Genomic DNA, 20,198 nt, shown 5'->3' with positions numbered 1-20,198 from the left:
ACAAGATTCATATATCATCGTCAATACAATTACATGTAAAATTCATATTATTATGATTCTGGACGTTTAATTGTAAATGTGTCTCCGAGTTTAGAATAATTATTTCCCGCTAAACGTGCTACGGGTTTAAGCTGATTAAAATCAATTTTACTATCCTCAAAATAGACATCTTCATTTATATGATACATAACAACTTCTCCTATAATTAAATCCGCACCATCATTTTTAGTACCTAATTGAATCATTTGATCTAATTTACATTCAAAACGAATATTAGCTTCTTTCACAGCAGGCGTCTGTATAATAGATGAACTGATAAGAGTCAATGATGTGCGTTCTAATTCATTGTCTTCGTATTTTAAAGGTGCAGCCGTCTCATTGATATCTTCAATATTGAATTCATCTGTAATATGCACAACAAATTCTTTTGTTTTTTCAATATTTATAGCAGTATCTTTACGCTTACCATTACTTCTTTGTGCTGCAATTGCTATCATAGGTGGCTTATTATTCACTACATTGAAAAAGCTAAATGGTGCACCGTTTAAATTACCTTTTTCATCTTCCGATGTTACAAACGCAATAGGTCTAGGTATAACTGAACCACTTAATAATTTATAATTTTGAATATCTGATAATTGATTTGGATTAATCCCTTTCATTTTTAATTCTCCTTTATAAAATAAAAAGCGAGAGATTTCTAAAAATCTCTCGCCAGTATACTTAACGTTTAACTAAATTAGTCGATTTGAATACCACCAGTAACGCTATGAACTTGACCAGTTAAATAACTACCATCTTCTGAAGCAAATAATACATATGGTCCCACACATTCAACAGGTTGACCTGCACGGCCTAGTGGAGTAGCTTGGCCAAATTCTGGTATTGCTGATTGAGGTTGTCCACCACTGATTTGTAAAGGTGACCAAAATGGTCCTGGCGCTACACTATTCACTCTAATACCTTTATCTCCAAATTCTTCAGAAAGACTTTTTGTTAATGAAATAATTGCTGCTTTAGAAGCGGCATAATCATGTAAAATTGCAGCTGGTTTATACCCTTGTACTGAAGATGTCGTTGTAATTGAAGCACCTGGTTTTAAATATTTAGTTGCTGCTTGAGCAGTCCAAAAAATTGGATACACATTTGTTTCAAATGTTTCAGCAAATTGTTCAGTTGTAAATCCATGAATATCATCATGATACTGTTGATGACCCGCAACAAGAGTAATGTTGTCTAAGCCACCTAATTCATTATAAGCTTGTTCTACTAAATCATAGTTAAACTGCTCATTTCTCACATCTCCAGGGATAAGTACTGCTTTTCTTCCAGTTTTTTCGATGACTTCTTTAACTTCTTGTGCATCTTGTTCTTCACTTGGTAAGTAGTTAAGAACTACATCAGCGCCTTCTTTAGCATAAGCAATTGCTGCTGCACGTCCAATACCTGAATCGCCACCAGTTACCAACATTTTATAATCTTGTAAACGACCATGACCTTCATATGATTCTTCACCACAATCTGGTTTAGGTGACATTTTATATTGATAACCTGGTGTTTCTTGTTCTTGTTTTTTATAATCAGAATCTTTAAATTTAGTTCTTGGATCTTGTGCACCCATTAAAATCATCTCCTATTTAATTACTCAACATTGGTTTACCACGTTAAGTAGTAATTAAATCATAATTCTAAAATTTTCTAATAAATATTATGCTAATAATTGATAAATCAGTTCTATAAAATAATCAGGTGTTTTTTCTAAAATACGTTCATCTGGATTGTATTTTGGATGATGTAAATCATATTCGCTATTCGATCCAATAAATGCAAACACACCTGGATGATGCTCTAATAAACCAGAAAAATCTTCTCCAATTGTATATGGATGTTCTAAATCAATTACTGTGTATCCTACTTTTTTTGCCGCTTCTTTAGCATGTTTTGTAAGCTCTACGTCATTAATAACTGCGCCTGGTAAACGTGTATAAATTAATTCAATCTCTATATTAAATAATTGTTCTAATCCTTTAGCAATATCATGCATACGTTGTTCAATATAATCTTGTACTTCAGGTTTGAATGAACGTACCGTGCCTTGAACATAAGCATTATCTGCAATAACATTCCAAGTATTACCTGAAGACACTTCTCCTATTGTAATGACAGCACTATCAAAGGCAGATAAATTACGACTAATAATTGTTTGCAAACTTGTAATTAATTGCCCTAACGCCATTACAGGGTCATTGCCTTGCTCTGGCTTGGCAGCATGAGCTCCCTTGCCATGAATTTTAAATTCAAAACGATCTACAGCAGACGTAATAGGACCAGATTTAATTGCAAATTCTCCAATATCTAATGTTGGATAATTGTGAAATCCAACAATCGCTTGTACATCATCTAATGCATTGGTTTTAGCCATGGCTTTAGCACCATACCCAAGCTCTTCAGCTGGTTGAAATAAAAACCTTACTCTTCCATTTAATTGTTCTTCTTCTTCTTTTAACTTGGTAGCAATAGCTAAGATACTAGCCATGTGAATATCATGTCCACAAGCATGCATCACTCCATCATTAGTAGAAGTAAAGTCTTGACTAACTTGCTCCTGAATAGGTAACGCATCAATATCAGTACGAACAGCAATACATTTTTCTCCTTGTCCTATTTCTGCTACTAGGCCCGTTTCCATTGGAATGTCAATCATTTTAATATTGTATGAAGTTAATATATCTTTTATACGTTGCGTCGTTTTATATTCGTATTTTGATAACTCAGGATATTGATGAAACATGCGTCTCCATTTTACAACGTCGTTAAAACTTGTCATCAATGTCACTTCCCTTTCTCTAAGTCCAATAAAATGTTGTATAGTCTATAGTATCATAATTATCAAACTTTTCTTATAACTAAATAAGAGTAGATATCCATTACTTAGAATGGTGGACTACTCTTATCTAAAAGTTCATTTCAATTTTTAAAATAACTACTCTATAAAATGGTGAATAAAATTCGCTGCAAGTTGAGCAGTACGATGATCAATATCATAATTTGGATTGACTTCAGCAATACTAATAGAAGATGTCTTTCCACTTAATATAACGCGTTTACCTATATTAAATACAGAATGAGGATTCAATCCGAGGACAGTAGGTTCACTTACTCCAGGTGCAAATGCACTATCGATGGCGTCCATACTAATTGTAAACATAATCGTTTCATGCTGATGAATAAAACGTTCAATCTTATCTTTAATGGTTGGAGACAAATCATTTAAAATTTCATCTGCATATACATAGATAATTCCTTTTTCTTCAGCATATTCATATAGAGAACGTGTATTTCTACCTTGAGATAAGCCTAAAACTAAGTAATCAACATTATCATCTTTTTCTAAAATTTGTCTGAACATTGTACCAGAATTAGATTGTACATCAGCACGCGTCTCAAAATGTGAATCGATATTAATAATGCCAATAGAAGCATCAGGATAAGTGTGTCTCGTTGCTAGGTATTGTGCGTATGCGATATCATGTCCTCCACCAATAAAAAAAGATTGGTGATGCTGTTGAATAACTCGAGCAGCCAAATGTCCCATTTCTTCTTGAACTTCACTTAGAGAACCTTTTGTATATTCTACATTTCCATAATCAACAAGAGATTCACATTCACTTAAATCAGGTAATTGGGCAAACGCTTTTTTTATTTCGTCTGGTCCTTTTTTAGCACCAATTCTTCCTTCATTCAGTTCAATCCCTTTATCAACGGCATAGCCTAACAAACCTACACCAACTTTATCAAAACGATTTTCTATTTTTTCTAAATTAGCAAATGTGACGGTCTGAAAATGCTTAAACTGCTTAGGATCATTTTGACTATCTACTCTTCCTTTCCATAGTTTTGGATTGCTTTCACTGTACATAATATTAGATGCCTCCTAATTATTTAAGGTTATCTTAATCATATAACATATTTTATACAATCAATACCCATTTTTATTAAATTATTTACCCTTTAATTTATGATTCAGACATTAAATATTAGTTTCAAAAATTTAAAAATAATTCAATACTATTACATTTTAATGATATTTAAAATGGACAATTTATTTATCCCCTTGTAATATGTATAATATTAAGAAAAGAATATATATGGTTACCCTAATGGAGGTTACATACATGAAGACGAAACGTATTTCAGGATTTCAATGGGCTTTAACAATTTTTGTATTTTTCGTTGTTACAATGGCATTGTCTTTAATCCTGCGAGACTTTCAAGCATCTATTGGTATTAAACGTTTTGTGTTTAGTATTAATAATTTAGCGCCATTTATTGCTGCAATAATTTGTATTATTGCATTTAAAAATAAGCGTACTCAACTAGCTGGTTTGAATTTCTCTATTGATATTAGAGTTATTGAACGTATAATACTTGCGTTAATTTTGCCGCTCATTATTTTTATTATTGGAATGATGAGTTTCAATAGATTTGCTGATAGTTTTATTTTATTACAAGCCAATGATTTATCAGTATCTGTATTTACAATTATGATTGGTCATATTTTCATGGCTTTCTTTGCTGAATTTGGATTCCGTTCATATTTACAAAATATTGTTGAAAGTAAAGTCAATACATTTTTTGCTTCAATCATTGTAGGTTTAATGTATTCTATTTGGACTATTAACACGACATATGGAATGCAATATGCAGGTTATCACTTCTTATATACATTTATGTTTTCAATGATTGTCGGTGAATTAATTAGAGCAACTAAAGGTCGTACGATTTATATTGCAATGTTATTCCATGCTGCAATGACATTTGCTCAAGTATTCTTATTTAGCGAAGAAACTGGCGACTTATTCTCTATGAAAGTCATTGCTTTAAGTACTACAATTGTTGGTATTATTTTCATTCTTTTAAGTTTAGTCATTCGCTTTATCTTATATAAAACAACAAACCAATCATTAGATGAAGTAGAACCTAATAATTATTTAGACCATGTAAATGATGACACAGATGATTCAAATAAGATATCTAATAGTGAATTGGATAAAAAAGAAACGTCACATCAATCGTTACAAGAAAATAATGTGACTCATACACAGACTAATGAATCTGAAGTCCAAGACGGTGATCATCATTTAAAATCATCTTCTAAATATACAGAAGATAGACGCTCATCTGTAGTGGATAATGTAAAAGAAGAAATCAATGATATCCATAAATCTAATAAATAAAAAGAAAAGAGAGGAACTTAAACATGTTCCTCTCTTTTTTACTTCTTATTAATTACTTTAATTCCTTCTTGAGTGCCAATAATCGCTTGTGTTGTCATATCTAAAAAATAACCTGTTTCTAGCACACCTGTGAGATGAATTAAAAATTCATGTAATTGATAAGGATCTATCTTACTTTTTAATTCACAGTCTAAAATATAATTCCCATTATCTGTAATAAATGGTATATCCTCATTCATTCTTCGTTCGACTGAGATATCATTATATGCTTCAATTTTTTTAGATATCAGTAACCAGTTAAATTTATCAACTTCAATAGGTAATTTGAAAGTTTCACCTAAGTAATTTACTATTTTACTTTCGTCTGCTAAAACTATAAATTGTCTTGCCATTTCATCAATGACTTTCTCTCTGAATAAGGCACCACCGCCTCCCTTAATAAGGTTTAAATCTGAATCAATTTCATCTGCACCATCAATAGCTAAATCTATATAAGTAATATCATTAATATCAACCACATTAATATTATATTGTTTAGCAAGAAATTCACTTTTATTAGATGTACATACACCTGTAACATTTAAATTATCTTGTTGAATACGCTCTGCAATCTTAGGAATCAATAGTTCAATTGTACTTCCTGTTCCAATTCCAAGAATCATATTATCTTGGATTTGAGCTACTGCATCATCTGTCGTCATTAATTTGAGTTCTTTCGCATCCTTCATCGGTACTATAACTCCTTTTCATATACTCATTTATTATTTTACACTAGCCTTTTTAAAATACCTAGGTCTATTTTACATTCATTTAATTTATCAAAAGATATTTTTATACTTTTTAAAAATATAGTAAAATAACAGATATGATAAAAAAGGAGACCATAACATGATTCCCGTATATGCTATTTCAACTGGTAAAATTGAAACTTTAAACTATGATCAAAAACGTCCAATGCATTCTGCTTTAAATAAAACAATGTTTTCTGGAAAAATGTGGTTATCTTATACAGGGTTCAGTGAGGATGAACAAGCTTATAAGGACCATGGTGGTCCACACAAAGCTGTTTGTTGTTTTAGTAAGAAAAATTATGCAATGTATAAAGATGATATTAATATACTACCTGATTATGCAATGTTTGGTGAAAATTTAACTCTCGTTGACCTTGATGAAAATGATGTGTATTTTGGAAATCAATATCAATTAGGAGAGGCAATTGTAGAAGTTTCTGAAATACGTGAACCTTGCTGGAAGATTCAAAGAAAGTATGGTATTAAACATTTAGTTAAGCGGATGTCTTCCTCAGGTAAAACAGGATTTTATATGCGTGTTTTAAAAGAAGGTTATGTGCAGCAACAAGATCATTTATTACTCCTTAAAACTGCTGAATCTCCTACACGCTTATCTGTTCAAAATTTGAATGATATTTATTATAATGACCGTGAAAATATAGATCGTTTAAATAAAGCTATTAATAATCCTTACTTATCTCCTAAACGTATTGAAAAATTGAAATTATTAAAAGAAAAAGCAATGAATAAATAGAAACATACCACTATCACTTAATGTCATAGTGGTATGTTTCTGAATAAAAATAAAGTTATTTTTCTGAAATATGATATATTGTCTTCGCATAAAATGGAACATTAGCTTTTAGAATTGACTTAGCTTTATTGCCTTCATTATTAATATCATTAGGTAAGTATTGTGTTTCTAGCGCTACACCTGAATGAGGTTTATAAATATTAAAATCACTCTTCCATTCTGATGTATCATTAAAAGTAAAAATTACTATATTAGTCATTGTTGTTTCTACATCTAACGCAAACTCGTTATTTTCAACGATAAGACGATGATGACCAATATCAAATGGGTGATCGAGACCTTTATTAAAATATATTTGTTCTTTAATTTGTTTATCTTCAGAATTAAAAATATCTTGAAATTGAATAGGTCGATGATTAAATCGTTCTAATAAATCAATAGGCTGTTGACTGGAAATAAGATGGTTCTGATCAATAGGATACATTTTTAATTGTTCACTTATTATAGAGTGATTATCAATGACATTATTATCTCTATTTAGATTAAAGTACACATGATTTGTAGGATTGAATAATGTATCTTCATTTGATGTTGCTTCATATTCAATCGTCCAGCGATGTTCAACATCATATGTATGTATAACCTTAATCATCATATCTCCAGGATAACCATCCTCTTTTGATTGTATCTGAAGTTTAAATATAACTTTAATATTTGTTATATTATTTTGTATTTCATAATCAAACAACCGTCTGTCTAAACCATTACTACCGCCGTGAAGTTGATTAGTCATTTCATTTTCTTCCAATTGATAATATTTATTGTTCAAATTAAAAGAAGCATTTTCAATACGTCCTGCATATCGTCCAATAGTAGCTCCAAATTTATATGGATTTTCAGGGTAAAATTCATCCGCTTCTACTTTATTACCTAACACAATATTATTATCATGATATTTCCAACACACAATTCGTGCTCCATAGTTTGTAAATACAATATACGTATCGTCATTATCTATTTTAATTAAATCTATACCATGATTTTGTTTCTCTACTTCAACTATCATTACTTACGTCTCCCTCTCAACACGCTTGATCAGGCTCTATTTGGTAAAATCATTATTAATACGCCAATAATGCATACAACAGCACCTAAGACATCATACTTATCTGGAATTTGTTTATCAAATACAAATGACCATATGATACTCATTATAATAAACACTCCGCCATATGCCGCATAGACACGTCCAAAGGTTGGAAACACTTGAAATGTAGCAATCACACCATATAAGACAAGCACTAGTCCACCAATCCACCCTAACCAACTTGATTGTCCTTCCCTTAACCACAACCAAATTAGATAGCCTCCACCAATTTCACAGAGACCTGATAATACAAAAATAAATATTGAATATATCATTTCTTTATTCACCAACTTTTGAAAAGTTAGTTTCATTGTAGCAAACTGCTTTAAATTTCATCTATTACTTTTAAACTTTGACTTTATCATCAATACATATTGTTACACTTTTTTAATTAATATTCCATAGGTTTTATATAAATTTAAAAATGTAAACGCTATCTATTAAATGTTTTTTCATTCTCTATCAATGCATTTAATATTTTCTAACTCTAACATTTTCCACTATAATAAAATTATTAAAAAATTTAGACAAGCATCCAAATGATTCATTTAAAGAAAGAGGTATTTATATTGGACTTTGTAAATAAACCAACAATTGAAACGGCTAAATCTTTATTAGGCGTTAAAATTAGTTATCAAGATCAAACACAAACTTATAGTGGCTATATTGTCGAAACAGAAGCTTATTTAGGTTTTAAAGATAAAGCAGCACATGGATTTGGTGGGAAACAAACGCCTAAAGTCACTTCTTTATATCAACGTGGTGGAACCATATATGGCCATGTTATGCATACGCATTTACTTATTAATTTAGTAACACGTGAAGAAGGTATCCCAGAAGGTGTCTTAATACGTGCAGTTGAACCTGAAGATGGTATCGAAACTATGAAAATCAACCGAAATAAATCTGGTTTCGAACTTACAAATGGGCCAGGAAAGTGGACTAAAGCATTTAATATTCCTAGAGCAATAGATGGTTCAACAATTAATCAATGTCGTTTATCTATTGATGTAAAGAATAGAAAATTTCCTAGAGAGATTGAAGAAAGTGCACGTATAGGTATCCCAAATAAAGGTGAATGGACAGAAAAACACTTAAGATATACTGTTAAAGGAAATCCATATGTCTCTAGAATGAGAAAATCTGATTGTCTATTACCAGAAGAAACATGGAAGTAACACCTCATTCAATAAAAAAATCGCTTTTGAAAAGGTCATCCTTCTTCAAAAGCGATTAATATTATCCACGTTCAACTTTTAAATGTCTTTGTTCTATCCAAGACATTAACTTACTATCAAAAACAATTTTACTTTGTTTTAAATCATTAATATCTTTAGCATCTAACATTGTCATAATAGATTTCATATGGTCTATAAATGATTCTACATATTCAATGGTACTAGTGATACCAGCATGTTCAACTTGATTTAAAAATGGACGTGACATGCCAACAGCTTTTGCACCTAAAGCTAAACTTTTAATTGCATCTAAAGGTGTGCGTAATCCACCACTTGCAAATACATTTAGTTTATCTTGATAACTTATACTTTCAAGTAGTGATTCTACAGTCGATTGGCCCCAATTTGAAAGGTAATCCATGTCTTTATTTGAACGACGCTCATTTTCTATCGTGACAAAATTAGTGCCACCCTTTCCACTCACATCTACATACGTCACGCCTATATTTACTAAAGATTGTAGTAATTCTTTACTCATGCCAAATCCTACTTCTTTAATGATAACAGGTACACTCACGCGTTGAACAATTGCTTCCACATTTTCTAACCATGTCGAAAACTCTCTATTCCCTTCTGGCATCACTAATTCTTGTGGTGCGTTCACATGTACTTGTAAAGCTTGTGCGTCTAATAATTCAACTGCTTTAACAGCTTTATCTACTGGTACATCTGCGCCTACATTACTAAATATAATGCCCTCAGGGTTTGTTTTACGTACAATACTAAATGATTCAGCCATCTTAGGATTTCTTAAAGCTGCATGTGTAGATCCTACAGCCATAGCTAAGCCTGTTTCTCTAGCAACGACTGCTAACTTTTCATTAATTGTCTTAGTCCAATCACTTCCACCTGTCATTGCATTAATGTACAAGGGAAATGTCATATCAAAATTTGAAGTATGACTCGTTAAATCCACTTGATTCACATTGATATTTGGAATTGAATGATGTACAAACCTCATACGGTCAAAATCTGATTGAGGGACATCTTGTTGTGCCATTGCAATTTCTACATGTTCATTTTTTCTTTGCTCTCTTTGGATATCACTCATGTAACAACCTACTTTCCTTAAACTATGTTCTATATTAAAACCACTTTTTCTTTTTAAAGAAGAGAATTAATGCAATTGAAATGAGTAACATTATAGTTAAACAAATAAAATAACCATAATGCCATTTTAACTCTGGCATATATTCAAAGTTCATTCCATATACGCCTACTATAAATGTTAAAGGAGAAAATATAACTGACACGAGTGTCAATACTTGCATAATACTATTCATTCTAAAAGAAGAATAAGATTCAAAATTTTCTCGAATTTCATTTGTCATTTCTTGAGAGGTTCTAATAATATTATTTTGTTTAATAATATGATCATCAATATGTTGAATATACATTGAATGTTTATAATCTACAATTAAGTTACCTTCAGTCTTAATTGTATTCACAAGTTCCTGCATTGGGAATAATACACGTTTTATTTTTATAAGATTAGAACGTAATTGAAAGACATTATCCATTACTTTTTTACTATGTGTATCATCTACATGTGCATCTTCAAAGTTGTATACCTCATCTTCAATGGTATAAACAAAATCAAAATATTTATCTACCATCATATCAAGGATATGTATAACGATATCAGCACAATCTAAATCTGGATCATGTTTACGCGCATTCATCTTGACAACTTCCATTAATGATTCAAAATGATGTTGATGATAAGTAATTAATGTTTTTCCGTCTAGAAATACGTTCAATGCTATAGGAGTAAAATTATCTTTATGCATACTATGAAATACCATGTATTGGTAATCATCATAAGATTTATATTTAACTCGTGGTACCCCTTTAATGGCATCTTCTAATTCTAAATAGTTAAAATTATAGTTTTCAATCAAAAAATCATTTTCTTTGGATGTTGCATCTTCAAAATCCAACCACACAATAGTAGCATTATTAGGTACATCACTGATTTGTTCAACTTGAGTTAGTGGTTCGTCCTTAGTTTGATATCGAATTATCATGGTCATCTTTCTGTTTCCTCCTATTTAACCATACGGTTATCATTCTACCATGAATTAAATATTGTGTATGTGTTATTTTATGTTAGTAAAGTATTTTTATAAAATTTTAAAGAAGGGATAAAATATTATGAACTATCCATTTATTATTCATAAAAGTGTAGTATCTTCTCAAGTTGATTTTAACCAACATATGCACGATGCAGAATATAATTCAGTTTTCAGTGAAGTTATTAGTGAATTTAATCATTATAATGGTTTATCATTGAAAGAAAGAGAAGCGCTTATTTATACAACATTTACAGTCGAAGAACATACAACCTATTTAAAGGAATTACACTTCGAAGAATCATTTTCAGTTCGTGTTCGTATTTATAATTATGATGAAAAACGTGTTCACTTCTTTTTAGAATTATTTAAAAATGATGAAACTTTAGCTGCAACAAGCGAAATAATGATGATGGGTATTAATCGTTCAACACGCCGACCTGCTTCTTTCCCCGCACACTATAAATCTAATATCCAAATATACTATGATTCTCAATATGATAAGCGCTGGCCTAAATCATTAGGACATCAAATTGGCATTCCAAAGAAAGGAGAGGCATAATGACAGACACTATTTCTGAAATCTTAGAAAACACACTATTTGACCTTAGTGATACACTTAAAATACATTTAATTGAATTAAATGAAAACCGTTCACTATTTATGAATGGACCTAGTCGAGAGCTCATTCAACGAACATTTAATATTAGTTTTTACCAAGGACAAAAACAAGCGATAGAAGCATTAGATAGAGAAATTAAAACGACTACGGATGAAAATGATTTAATAGCTAATCTAAAAAGATATTCGCAAGACGTTGAAAAACAACTTTTAAATGTAATAGAGTTACATACTACAACTTATGAACCCAAAGAAAACTTAAGATTGGCACAATCTCTCGATACTTATTATCATTGTAAAGGCCAACATGATATAATTAGTGAATTATTATCGCAAGTCAATAAATATTCAATATAAAAATATAGGACTAAAGTAAAATCTAACTCGATTCTACTTTAGTCCTTATCATTATTCATGAATTGCCTTATTAATTTGTTTAATCACCTTATGAGATTCATGAATTGGGAATAACGCAAAGTCATGAAACATTTTTGGATACTCAAAAAATTGTATAGATTGATGATGCGTTTCCAATTCATATGCCAAACGTTGCATATCTGGATAATAAATTTCCTTACCACCACCAAACATTATAATTGGTGGCAATCCTTGTTTTATTCCATATATCGGCGAAATTAAAGAATTTGATAATGGTTCTTTATCACTCCACACATTCATTATGTTTTGAAGCCCTTGAATATTAACAAAGCGATCTTTTTCAACCAAATATTCAGTAATTTGAGGATTTGTCATTGTTGCATCAAGCATCGGAGAAATTAAACATATTTTGTATGGTAAAGGTTTGTCATTTTCTACTAATTGTTGTACATAACTAAGTGCAAGTGCTCCACCAGTTCCATCACCCATAATAACAATGTTTTCATTATTAACTTCACTTAATAACGATTCATATACATTATTAATTGCTTTAAATGTATCTTTAAGATGAAACTCTGGTGCTTTAGGATATATCGGTAAAACGACCTCATATAAAGTGTTGAGTGCAAGTTTATCCATTAATCTCCAATGGAATGGAGAAGGTTGTAACGTGTTATACCCACCATGAATATACAAAATTTTCTTTTTAGTTTCGTGACGAAAATTAAATCTAAACACTTGCATATCTCCTAAAGATAATTTATCAAGATTTGCTTTCACATTTAAAGTTGGAGGTTGCTTATGTTTCGCTCTATTAATATCTTTTCTACGCTCCATAAACGATTCAAATTCGTCTTTACTCTTAAACTGAATTGAGCGATTATGTAGTAAATATTTATTAACAATTCTATTTACCATACGTGTTTTCATAAAATTTTTACCTACCTTATAAATTTATAAAATTAATCAAACTTTATTACAGAAAGCTTAAAAAACGATATAATACTATTTATATGATTAAAAATGAGCAATCTAGTTCATATAAGTGCCTATTGCATATTAAATTCAGTATAAATGAGTCAACTATAGAAAACAAATGAATGACGGCAAAGGAGTAATAATAATGCAAAATCCTAATAAATATCAAACAAACCGCCCCCCATATGATCGTGTTAACCAACAAGCTTATTATGGTAAAAAGAAAAATTCGTGGATAAGTTTAATTATACATATCATTATTCTTATACTTGTAGGGATTACTTGTTATAGCATGTATAAACAGCCTATTCTAAATTTTGTTCTTGCAAATCAAGCGATTGATTTCTCTGAGATTAAAAATTTTCAAAATACAACTACTCAGATTGGACCACTCAATATTAATATTAGTGAAGTCGCTAACTTACAAGGTGTAATCGATAAATTTATTCTAGCTTTTAATATATTTTTCGTTTTATGTATTGGCAGCATGATTATTTCAATTTTAACCATTGTATTTAATAGAACGATTTTAAAAGTGATTAATTTCATCATTATCGCTGTTGCGTTAATGATTGCTTTTTCCTTTAGTTATACAATTCAAATGTTAGGAAAGCAAATCTCTCAGAACTTGCATTCCTTTTTCTTAGATTTACCACCAAATCAAATTATTACTGAAGCAGATGCTATTCACAATGCACTGATCTTACTTTCAAGTAGTTTAGCGTTATTATTTATAAGCTTTTTCTTTAGAAATCGTCATCCTAGAATCAAATAGACATGTCATCTCATTTTATATTTAATAAAATAAAAAAAGGTATTGAACGTTTTATATGTCCAATACCTTTTTTATTTATTAAAATTTATTACTTTCTTTACTCATCAATCTGTCATGTTCAGCTTCAGCACCTTTTTTACCTTTTAAGAATAAACTTAAAACGAATGCTAAGACACTTAATGCTGTAGCAATCCAAAACGCATCATTGATCCCTTCGATTGAGGCTAATTTATTTACATAAGTCAAGATAACTTGTAATGCGCCTTGTTGACCCCCATATTGTGCGGCCATTTCACGTACATGATCTTGAATGACTGGATTAGTTTTATCTAATTCAGTTGCAAATGCATTAAGATGATTTGTAGATTGAGTTGTCATTACAGTAACAAGAATCGCAGTACCAATTGAACCAGCTAATTGTCTCATCGTATTTAAGAACGCATTACCATGAGAAATTAAGCGAGGTGGTAAAGCATTGATAGCTGCAGTCATTAACGGCATCATAACAAACGCCATACCTAGCGAACGTATTACATAAATACTCATAATATGAAGATAAGAAGTATCCATATTCAATTTTGTTAATTCATACGTTCCATAAGTCATCACTGCAATACCGAATAAAGCAAGTGGTTTAAGACCAATAGTATCAAGTAATTTACCAGCAACAGGTCCTAATACCCCCATTAATAATGATCCTGGTAATAATAGTAAACCAGAATCTAATGCTGAGAAACCACGTAAATTTTGAAGATATAATGGTAATAAAATCATACCTCCGAATAAACTCATCATTACTACCATGTTTATAACAGTAGTAAGTGTGTATGTTGGTGATTTTAGCACTTCTAAATTAAGCATTGGTGCTTTCATTGTTAATTCACGAATAACAAATAAGATGATGAACACAACACCAATGATAAACATTATAATGATTTCAGTTGAACCCCATCCTTTATTACCAGCTTCACTAAAGCCATATAATAAAGCACCAAATCCAATTGTACTATATACGATACCACGATAATCTGCTTTAGGATTGATTGTTTTTTGATAAATTTTGAACCATGCTAATCCAAATAAGAAAGCAAGTAGTCCTAAGATAAACATCATATAAAACATAACATTCCAATGATAATTTTGGACGATGTAACCAGATAATGTTGGCCCAATCGCTGGAGCAAGAATCATTGCGATACCCATTGTTCCCATTGCCACACCACGTTTTTCAGGTGGGAAAATGGTAACAATTACATTAGATCCTAATGGCATTAATATACCTGCGCCAATCGCTTGTAAAACACGTCCTCCCATCATAATTGGGAAGTTAGTTGAAATACCACAAACTAATGAGCCAATTGTAAATAATACAAGCGCTATTAAAAATAGCTTACGATATGAATATTTATTAAATAAGAACGCACTTATTGGTATTAAAATACCGTTTACTAACATGAATCCTGTCATCAACCATTGACCAGTTGAAGCAGAAATATTGAATTCTGTATTAATTCTAGGTAAAGCTACATTAAGTAATGTTTGGTTTAAAATTGCGATAAACATACCAAACAACATAGCAGCTAAAATTTTACCTCTTGTAATCCCTTTACCGAAAACAAAATCTTGGTTTTGATTTTTTATACGTTCGTTCACACGTCCTTCTTGTGAATCAGGATTAATAGGTTCATAAATAGAATCTTTGGAAAGATGTTGATTATTAACATCTCTATCATTATGATTTACTGTATCTTCAGAATGCGTATTGCGTTGTTCATCATCTGAGTAGTGTAAGGAATGTGACGTTTGCTTTTGCTCAGGATGAATTTGTTCTGAAGATGAATCTTGTTGCTCTTGTTCTTCTTCAAAATGATTTTTTCTTTTATCATTATTGATATCGTTATCTTCCTTATAATGAGATTGATCATTATTAAAGTAACGTTTTTTCTCTTCACTGATTTGAGAAGAGGATGCATTCTTTGCATCGTTATTTTGTTCTAAGTCACTCATTTTAAATTTAGATGGATTATTTTGACTCTTAGATTCTTCATTTATTTGTTGTCCCTTTGATTGATTTAATTTAGATTTATGACGTGATTTCAACACGAATAAATTAATTAAACCAATTAAAATGACCGCTGCAACGATATATCCAATAATGAAGGTCACTGTCATTTTATGACCTCCTTAGTCTTTATGGATTTTAACTTCAGCGTTCATTCCAGGAACAACATTTTTAGATGGTTGTGAATCTAAAGAAATTTTCACAGGAATCACTTGTGAAACTTTAGTATAGTTACCGTCACTGTTTGATGATGGCATTAATGAGAAACTATTTGCAGTTGCTTTTCCGATTTCTTTAATTTTACCATCGATTTTAGAATCTTGACCGTCGATTGTTACATCAACTTTATCGCCTTTTTCAATGCTACTTAAATCATTTTCATCGATATTAGCTGTAATGTATAAATCATCTAAATTATATGCATAAGCAATTGGTGAACCTGCTTGAGCGATAGAACCTTCCATTCCATCAGTTTTAGCAATTGTACCATCTTGTGGCATTTTAATTTTTTGATCTTGAGTTTGACCATCTTGACCTTGAGCAGTTACTTCTGCGACTGTGTCACCTTTTTTCAATTGATCGCCTTGTTTTGCGTCAAAAGATTTAATTTGTCCAGATGCTGGACTCGCAATTTTAATTTGATTACCGTCAACTTTAGCGTTATCAGTTGTTACATAGCTAGTTGCATTATGATAGAAATAAAATCCAACTACTCCGATAATAACTAAAGCAACGATAGTAATGATATTGATTAACACCATTTTCTTCATTGAATTTTCCTCCTATTTGCTTTTAAAAATCACTTTATATATTATAAAGACATATCAGTAAAAAAAACACCAACAAAACTTAAAAAATTGTCGGTTATTTTTTAAATTTAGGTGACATGCATGAAATTAAAAGCGAAATATAAAATTATAATAAGTATGATCGATTTGCTAGAAGATTATCCCTTCGAACAAATTTCAATTAAAATGATATGTGCACAAAGTAAAATTAATCGTTCAACATTTTATGATAATTTTCAGGATAAATATGACTTATTGTCTACAATCCAAAGTTACCATCTAAATAAGTATGAAAAATTATTAAAAACACTTTCTAATAATTTTCACAATATAAAAAAAGAGCCTGAAAAAGTATTTAAGTTCTTTCATATTATTCTTAAATATATATATAGAAAGAAATCTTTTTTTCACGCTATTTTTATCTCAAATCCAAATAGAAGTTTAGTTATGGACTACTTAGATATTACAAAGAAATATTACGATAAGATTTTAGTTGAAAATGAAACCTTAATTCAAAATAGAGGACTTTTTATTTCTTATACCATTAGCGGTCAAATTGGAGTAATTCTTTATTGGCTAAGAAGCGGTTGCCAAGAAAGTCCTAAAGAAGTAGCAAATTCTTTATTATCCAATACAATTAAGTTACAGAGATAATAAAGAAGGGAGCAAGACAGAATCAAATTAAACTCTGTTTTGCTCCTTTTTATTTATCTTTTTGTTTTAAACACTTTAAAATTAATAAGGTGTAAAATAACAAGGATTACAATTGCACTAATAATGATTGTTAGATAAGGCATACTGTTATATTCTCCTTTTACATTTACCAAAGGTGTAACAATACCTCCAAATAAAAATTGCACAAGTCCTAATAAACTTGAAGCACTACCATTACCAGTGGTACTTTCCTCCATCGCAATAGAAAACCCTAAAGTAGCTACACCTGTAACTGGAGCTACTAATGTTATAAAACCAATCACTAAAAAAATGAATGATCCATGTTGGATGAGCGTTAACGAAACAATACATACACCAATAATTTGGATACATGTCAATAACCTTAAAAGTGTTTGCGTATGAATATAATCTACTAATTTTCCTGTTAATTGACTAGAGACGATTAATGTTATTCCTATTCCAGCAAACATCCAACTAAAATGCAGTGGAGAGACACCATAAATTTTTTGAACTAAAAACGGTGAAGCAGAAATATAACTAAATAATAAAATAAATGAAACACCTTGTATGAGCATGGGTAGCACAAATCGTGGTGTACCTAATAAGCTTTTAAAATTCTGAAATATCACTTTGATACCACTGCTATCTCTATACTCTAAACTTAACGATTCTGGTATTTTTGTTAGACTCCCCATTACCATTAATATACCGAAGATAGTTAATATAACAAATATGACTCTCCAAACTGCTACACTTAAAATGATACCTCCAAGCGCAGGCGCAATAACCGGAGCAACACCATTAACTAGTATTAATAAAGATAGGAATTTAGTTAATTCATTACCTTTATATAAATCACTTGCAATGGCTCTTGAAATAACTGCCGCGCCTCCCCCAGTAATACCTTGTAAAAGTCTTAAGATAATCATAAGCCATATGTTATGAACAAATATGATTCCGAGACTTGCAAGAGTAAAAATGGTCATAACGATAATTAAAGGTTTTTTACGCCCCAAACTATCGGAAATCGGTCCTACAAATAAATTACCAATTCCAAGACCAATCATAAAAAACGATAGTGTTAATTGAGCATGAGCTGTCGTAGTGTTGAAATCATTTTTCAATTCAGGTAAACCGGGTAAGAACATATCAATCGCTAAAGGTCCTATAGCAGTCAACATACCTAGAATAATAATAAATAACAAGGAATGCTTATCTTGGTTATGTCTTTGTTCCATTTAAATATTCTCCTTAGTATCTATTTAATGTTTATAATTTGTAATATTCCATTATCTTTATTTTCTTCTATTTCATAAGTGACATATTCTATTTCTCCGCGTTGATTAATTTGTTGTACTTTAGCTTTAATAATATCTCCACTTTGAGTTGCACTTAACAACTGTGAGAACTCAAAATGCTTTGAATCACTTAAATGATTTTTTATATCTATATATGCATCAGACTTATTTTTTAGAAATGGACTTATTATATCAAAATTTTGTTGATTAATAGCATTATTTAGAGCATAAGCATATTGATTAAAAAATGGTTCTAACGTAACTCTAAGTATACTTTCTTCTTCAGTTTTCTTTGAAACATAATCAGAAATTTTATCTTCATCAAAGTCCAGTATGGCACTATTAATGTTTCCTAAATCTTTTGCTTTTATTGTTTTACTTGTAGACGTAAATGTTTTGTCTTTAACCATACCTGTAGCTGAAACACTAATGTCTTTATTTTGAGGATATGGACCATATATTTTTGATGCATCATATTTCATTTCTTTATCATTAATAGTTACTTTTAATGTGTTTTTATCTAAGTCACTTTTACCCTTTAATTTAACTTTAAGTGCAGCTTCGTTAAAGTTCTCATTAACATCCACAGTATTTCCTTTAGCATATCTAAAATCAAATTTCATTTGACCTGTAAAATGACCATATTCCGTGTCTTTTTCAGCATCGATAGCATAAACACCTGGAATGTATTTGCCAATAGAAGTTGCTTGATTCGCCTTTGCATGAATGACTCTACGTTTTCCACCAGCTTTAAATTTATATTTTGTATCTATTTTCGGCTTAACAATAACCGTTTTTGTAGGTGGTCTATAACTCATGTTATTAAAGATTAAAAAACGCGTTCCATTTTTACTAATTTTTAATACATTTTTATCTGTTTTTGTTTGTATATAGGCAGAATCATGATTACTTTTATTTAATTTATCTGTTGTGTGTTTGACATCGTGAATAAATTTCATCATTCCAACTTCATCTTTAATATATTGAATATAAACACTTGCTTCTTCATCATCTACAGGAACATCTTTAGTACTAATTAATGTCGCTACTTTTTGAGCGTCATTGTTATCAATCGCGTTTACAAGAATTTTAGTTTGAGCTTCGGGGGAATTGAAATTTCTTAATAGTATGAAAACAATACCAATTAAAACAACAATGAAAGCTATAATGACCCACGGAATAAACTTTTTAAATTTTAAATTAGATTGTTCTGATTGAGAGGACGATGTTGCTTTATTTTTTTCTTTTGGTATCATATTTCCACAATTAGAACATTGCTTATCACTTTTATTTAATTCTTGTCCACAATAAGGACATTGTTTCATTTTCTCATCAACTTCCTCTCATAAGATGCAATGTCATTTATATTTTTCACACAAATATT

20 protein-coding genes and 1 pseudogene are annotated in these 20,198 nt (G+C 30.4%); 7 read left to right on the top strand and 14 right to left on the bottom strand.

The window, feature by feature from the left end:
• Positions 1–50: 50 nt before the first annotated feature.
• The 4 genes from HMPREF2647_RS09365 to hutG form a co-directional block, all read right to left on the bottom strand.
• Positions 51–662: a flavin reductase family protein gene (locus tag HMPREF2647_RS09365; RefSeq protein ID WP_017174904.1), complete on the bottom strand. Its 612-nt coding sequence runs from the start codon at positions 660–662 to the stop codon at positions 51–53.
• A gap of 77 nt (positions 663–739) precedes the next feature.
• Positions 740–1,621, bottom strand: a complete 882-nt coding sequence (locus HMPREF2647_RS09360; RefSeq protein ID WP_017174905.1) for an SDR family oxidoreductase — start codon at positions 1,619–1,621, stop codon at positions 740–742.
• An 87-nt stretch (positions 1,622–1,708) separates the two neighbouring features.
• Positions 1,709–2,827: an amidohydrolase gene (locus HMPREF2647_RS09355; protein WP_019835631.1), complete on the bottom strand. Its 1,119-nt coding sequence runs from the start codon at positions 2,825–2,827 to the stop codon at positions 1,709–1,711.
• Positions 2,828–2,983: 156 nt separating this feature from the next.
• Positions 2,984–3,919 carry a formimidoylglutamase gene (gene hutG / locus HMPREF2647_RS09350; protein ID WP_019835632.1) on the bottom strand — a complete coding sequence of 312 codons (936 nt, stop codon included), beginning with the start codon at positions 3,917–3,919 and terminating at the stop codon, positions 2,984–2,986.
• A 256-nt stretch (positions 3,920–4,175) separates the two neighbouring features.
• Here hutG and HMPREF2647_RS09345 point away from each other — a divergent pair.
• Positions 4,176–5,004 (top strand): annotated as a pseudogene (locus HMPREF2647_RS09345) (lysostaphin resistance A-like protein); the annotation flags it as partial.
• Between the two features lie 271 nt (positions 5,005–5,275).
• Here the strand turns inward: HMPREF2647_RS09345 and HMPREF2647_RS09340 are convergent.
• Positions 5,276–5,965 carry a ribose 5-phosphate isomerase A gene (locus tag HMPREF2647_RS09340; RefSeq protein ID WP_048762126.1) on the bottom strand — a complete coding sequence of 230 codons (690 nt, stop codon included), beginning with the start codon at positions 5,963–5,965 and terminating at the stop codon, positions 5,276–5,278.
• Between the two features lie 160 nt (positions 5,966–6,125).
• Here HMPREF2647_RS09340 and HMPREF2647_RS09335 point away from each other — a divergent pair, with 160 nt between their 5' ends.
• Entirely contained in the window at positions 6,126–6,782 is a 657-nt protein-coding gene (locus tag HMPREF2647_RS09335) for an MOSC domain-containing protein (RefSeq protein ID WP_017174910.1), read from the top strand.
• 55 nt (positions 6,783–6,837) lie between these two features.
• Here HMPREF2647_RS09335 and HMPREF2647_RS09330 read toward each other — a convergent pair whose 3' ends face one another.
• Entirely contained in the window at positions 6,838–7,848 is a 1,011-nt protein-coding gene (locus HMPREF2647_RS09330) for an aldose epimerase family protein (protein ID WP_017174911.1), read from the bottom strand.
• A 29-nt stretch (positions 7,849–7,877) separates the two neighbouring features.
• The gene (locus HMPREF2647_RS09325) at positions 7,878–8,204 is read right to left on the bottom strand and encodes a YnfA family protein (protein WP_017174912.1); all 327 of its coding nucleotides are present in this window, start codon (positions 8,202–8,204) and stop codon (positions 7,878–7,880) included.
• 294 nt (positions 8,205–8,498) lie between these two features.
• On the opposite strand from HMPREF2647_RS09325, the gene HMPREF2647_RS09320 reads away from it, so the two are divergent.
• Positions 8,499–9,107, top strand: a complete 609-nt coding sequence (locus HMPREF2647_RS09320) for a DNA-3-methyladenine glycosylase (protein ID WP_017174913.1) — start codon at positions 8,499–8,501, stop codon at positions 9,105–9,107.
• Positions 9,108–9,168: 61 nt separating this feature from the next.
• Here the strand turns inward: HMPREF2647_RS09320 and fni are convergent, their stop codons facing one another.
• Both fni and corA read right to left on the bottom strand, forming a co-directional pair.
• Positions 9,169–10,218: a type 2 isopentenyl-diphosphate Delta-isomerase gene (gene fni / locus HMPREF2647_RS09315; RefSeq protein ID WP_019834785.1), complete on the bottom strand. Its 1,050-nt coding sequence runs from the start codon at positions 10,216–10,218 to the stop codon at positions 9,169–9,171.
• 34 nt (positions 10,219–10,252) lie between these two features.
• On the bottom strand, positions 10,253–11,200 hold the full coding sequence (gene corA / locus HMPREF2647_RS09310) for a magnesium/cobalt transporter CorA (RefSeq protein ID WP_017174915.1): 948 nt from the start codon (positions 11,198–11,200) through the stop codon (positions 10,253–10,255).
• Between the two features lie 121 nt (positions 11,201–11,321).
• On the opposite strand from corA, the gene HMPREF2647_RS09305 reads away from it, so the two are divergent.
• Both HMPREF2647_RS09305 and HMPREF2647_RS09300 read left to right on the top strand, forming a co-directional pair.
• A complete protein-coding gene (locus HMPREF2647_RS09305) occupies positions 11,322–11,801 on the top strand; it encodes a thioesterase family protein (RefSeq protein WP_070443393.1) in 480 nt (159 codons plus the stop codon).
• Entirely contained in the window at positions 11,801–12,217 is a 417-nt protein-coding gene (locus tag HMPREF2647_RS09300; RefSeq protein WP_017174917.1) for a hypothetical protein, read from the top strand. The genes HMPREF2647_RS09305 and HMPREF2647_RS09300 overlap by 1 nt, the downstream gene beginning before the upstream one ends.
• Positions 12,218–12,268: 51 nt before the next feature.
• Here the strand turns inward: HMPREF2647_RS09300 and HMPREF2647_RS09295 are convergent, their stop codons facing one another.
• Positions 12,269–13,168, bottom strand: coding sequence for an alpha/beta hydrolase fold domain-containing protein (locus HMPREF2647_RS09295; protein WP_019834783.1), 900 nt, complete (start codon positions 13,166–13,168; stop codon positions 12,269–12,271).
• Positions 13,169–13,361: 193 nt separating this feature from the next.
• Between HMPREF2647_RS09295 and HMPREF2647_RS09290 the strand changes: the two genes are divergently transcribed.
• Positions 13,362–13,991 carry a hypothetical protein gene (locus HMPREF2647_RS09290; protein ID WP_049382597.1) on the top strand — a complete coding sequence of 210 codons (630 nt, stop codon included), beginning with the start codon at positions 13,362–13,364 and terminating at the stop codon, positions 13,989–13,991.
• 78 nt (positions 13,992–14,069) lie between these two features.
• Here the strand turns inward: HMPREF2647_RS09290 and HMPREF2647_RS09285 are convergent, their stop codons facing one another.
• Positions 14,070–16,163, bottom strand: a complete 2,094-nt coding sequence (locus tag HMPREF2647_RS09285) for a DHA2 family efflux MFS transporter permease subunit (RefSeq protein WP_070859990.1) — start codon at positions 16,161–16,163, stop codon at positions 14,070–14,072.
• Between the two features lie 12 nt (positions 16,164–16,175).
• Positions 16,176–16,823, bottom strand: a complete 648-nt coding sequence (locus HMPREF2647_RS09280) for an HlyD family secretion protein (RefSeq protein WP_048682185.1) — start codon at positions 16,821–16,823, stop codon at positions 16,176–16,178.
• A gap of 120 nt (positions 16,824–16,943) precedes the next feature.
• Here HMPREF2647_RS09280 and HMPREF2647_RS09275 point away from each other — a divergent pair, with 120 nt between their 5' ends.
• Positions 16,944–17,495, top strand: a complete 552-nt coding sequence (locus HMPREF2647_RS09275) for a TetR/AcrR family transcriptional regulator C-terminal domain-containing protein (protein WP_017174922.1) — start codon at positions 16,944–16,946, stop codon at positions 17,493–17,495.
• 53 nt (positions 17,496–17,548) lie between these two features.
• Here HMPREF2647_RS09275 and HMPREF2647_RS09270 read toward each other — a convergent pair whose 3' ends face one another.
• Both HMPREF2647_RS09270 and HMPREF2647_RS09265 read right to left on the bottom strand, forming a co-directional pair.
• Positions 17,549–18,754 carry a putative multidrug effflux MFS transporter TcaB gene (locus tag HMPREF2647_RS09270; protein ID WP_070859989.1) on the bottom strand — a complete coding sequence of 402 codons (1,206 nt, stop codon included), beginning with the start codon at positions 18,752–18,754 and terminating at the stop codon, positions 17,549–17,551.
• Positions 18,755–18,774: 20 nt separating this feature from the next.
• Entirely contained in the window at positions 18,775–20,139 is a 1,365-nt protein-coding gene (locus HMPREF2647_RS09265) for a membrane-associated protein TcaA (protein ID WP_019834778.1), read from the bottom strand.
• Positions 20,140–20,198: the final 59 nt, after the last annotated feature.

The organism is Staphylococcus sp. HMSC035D11 (assembly GCF_001836075.1).
GTDB lineage: Bacteria > Bacillota > Bacilli > Staphylococcales > Staphylococcaceae > Staphylococcus > Staphylococcus hominis.
This window is presented reverse-complemented; position numbering and strand designations above follow the sequence as displayed.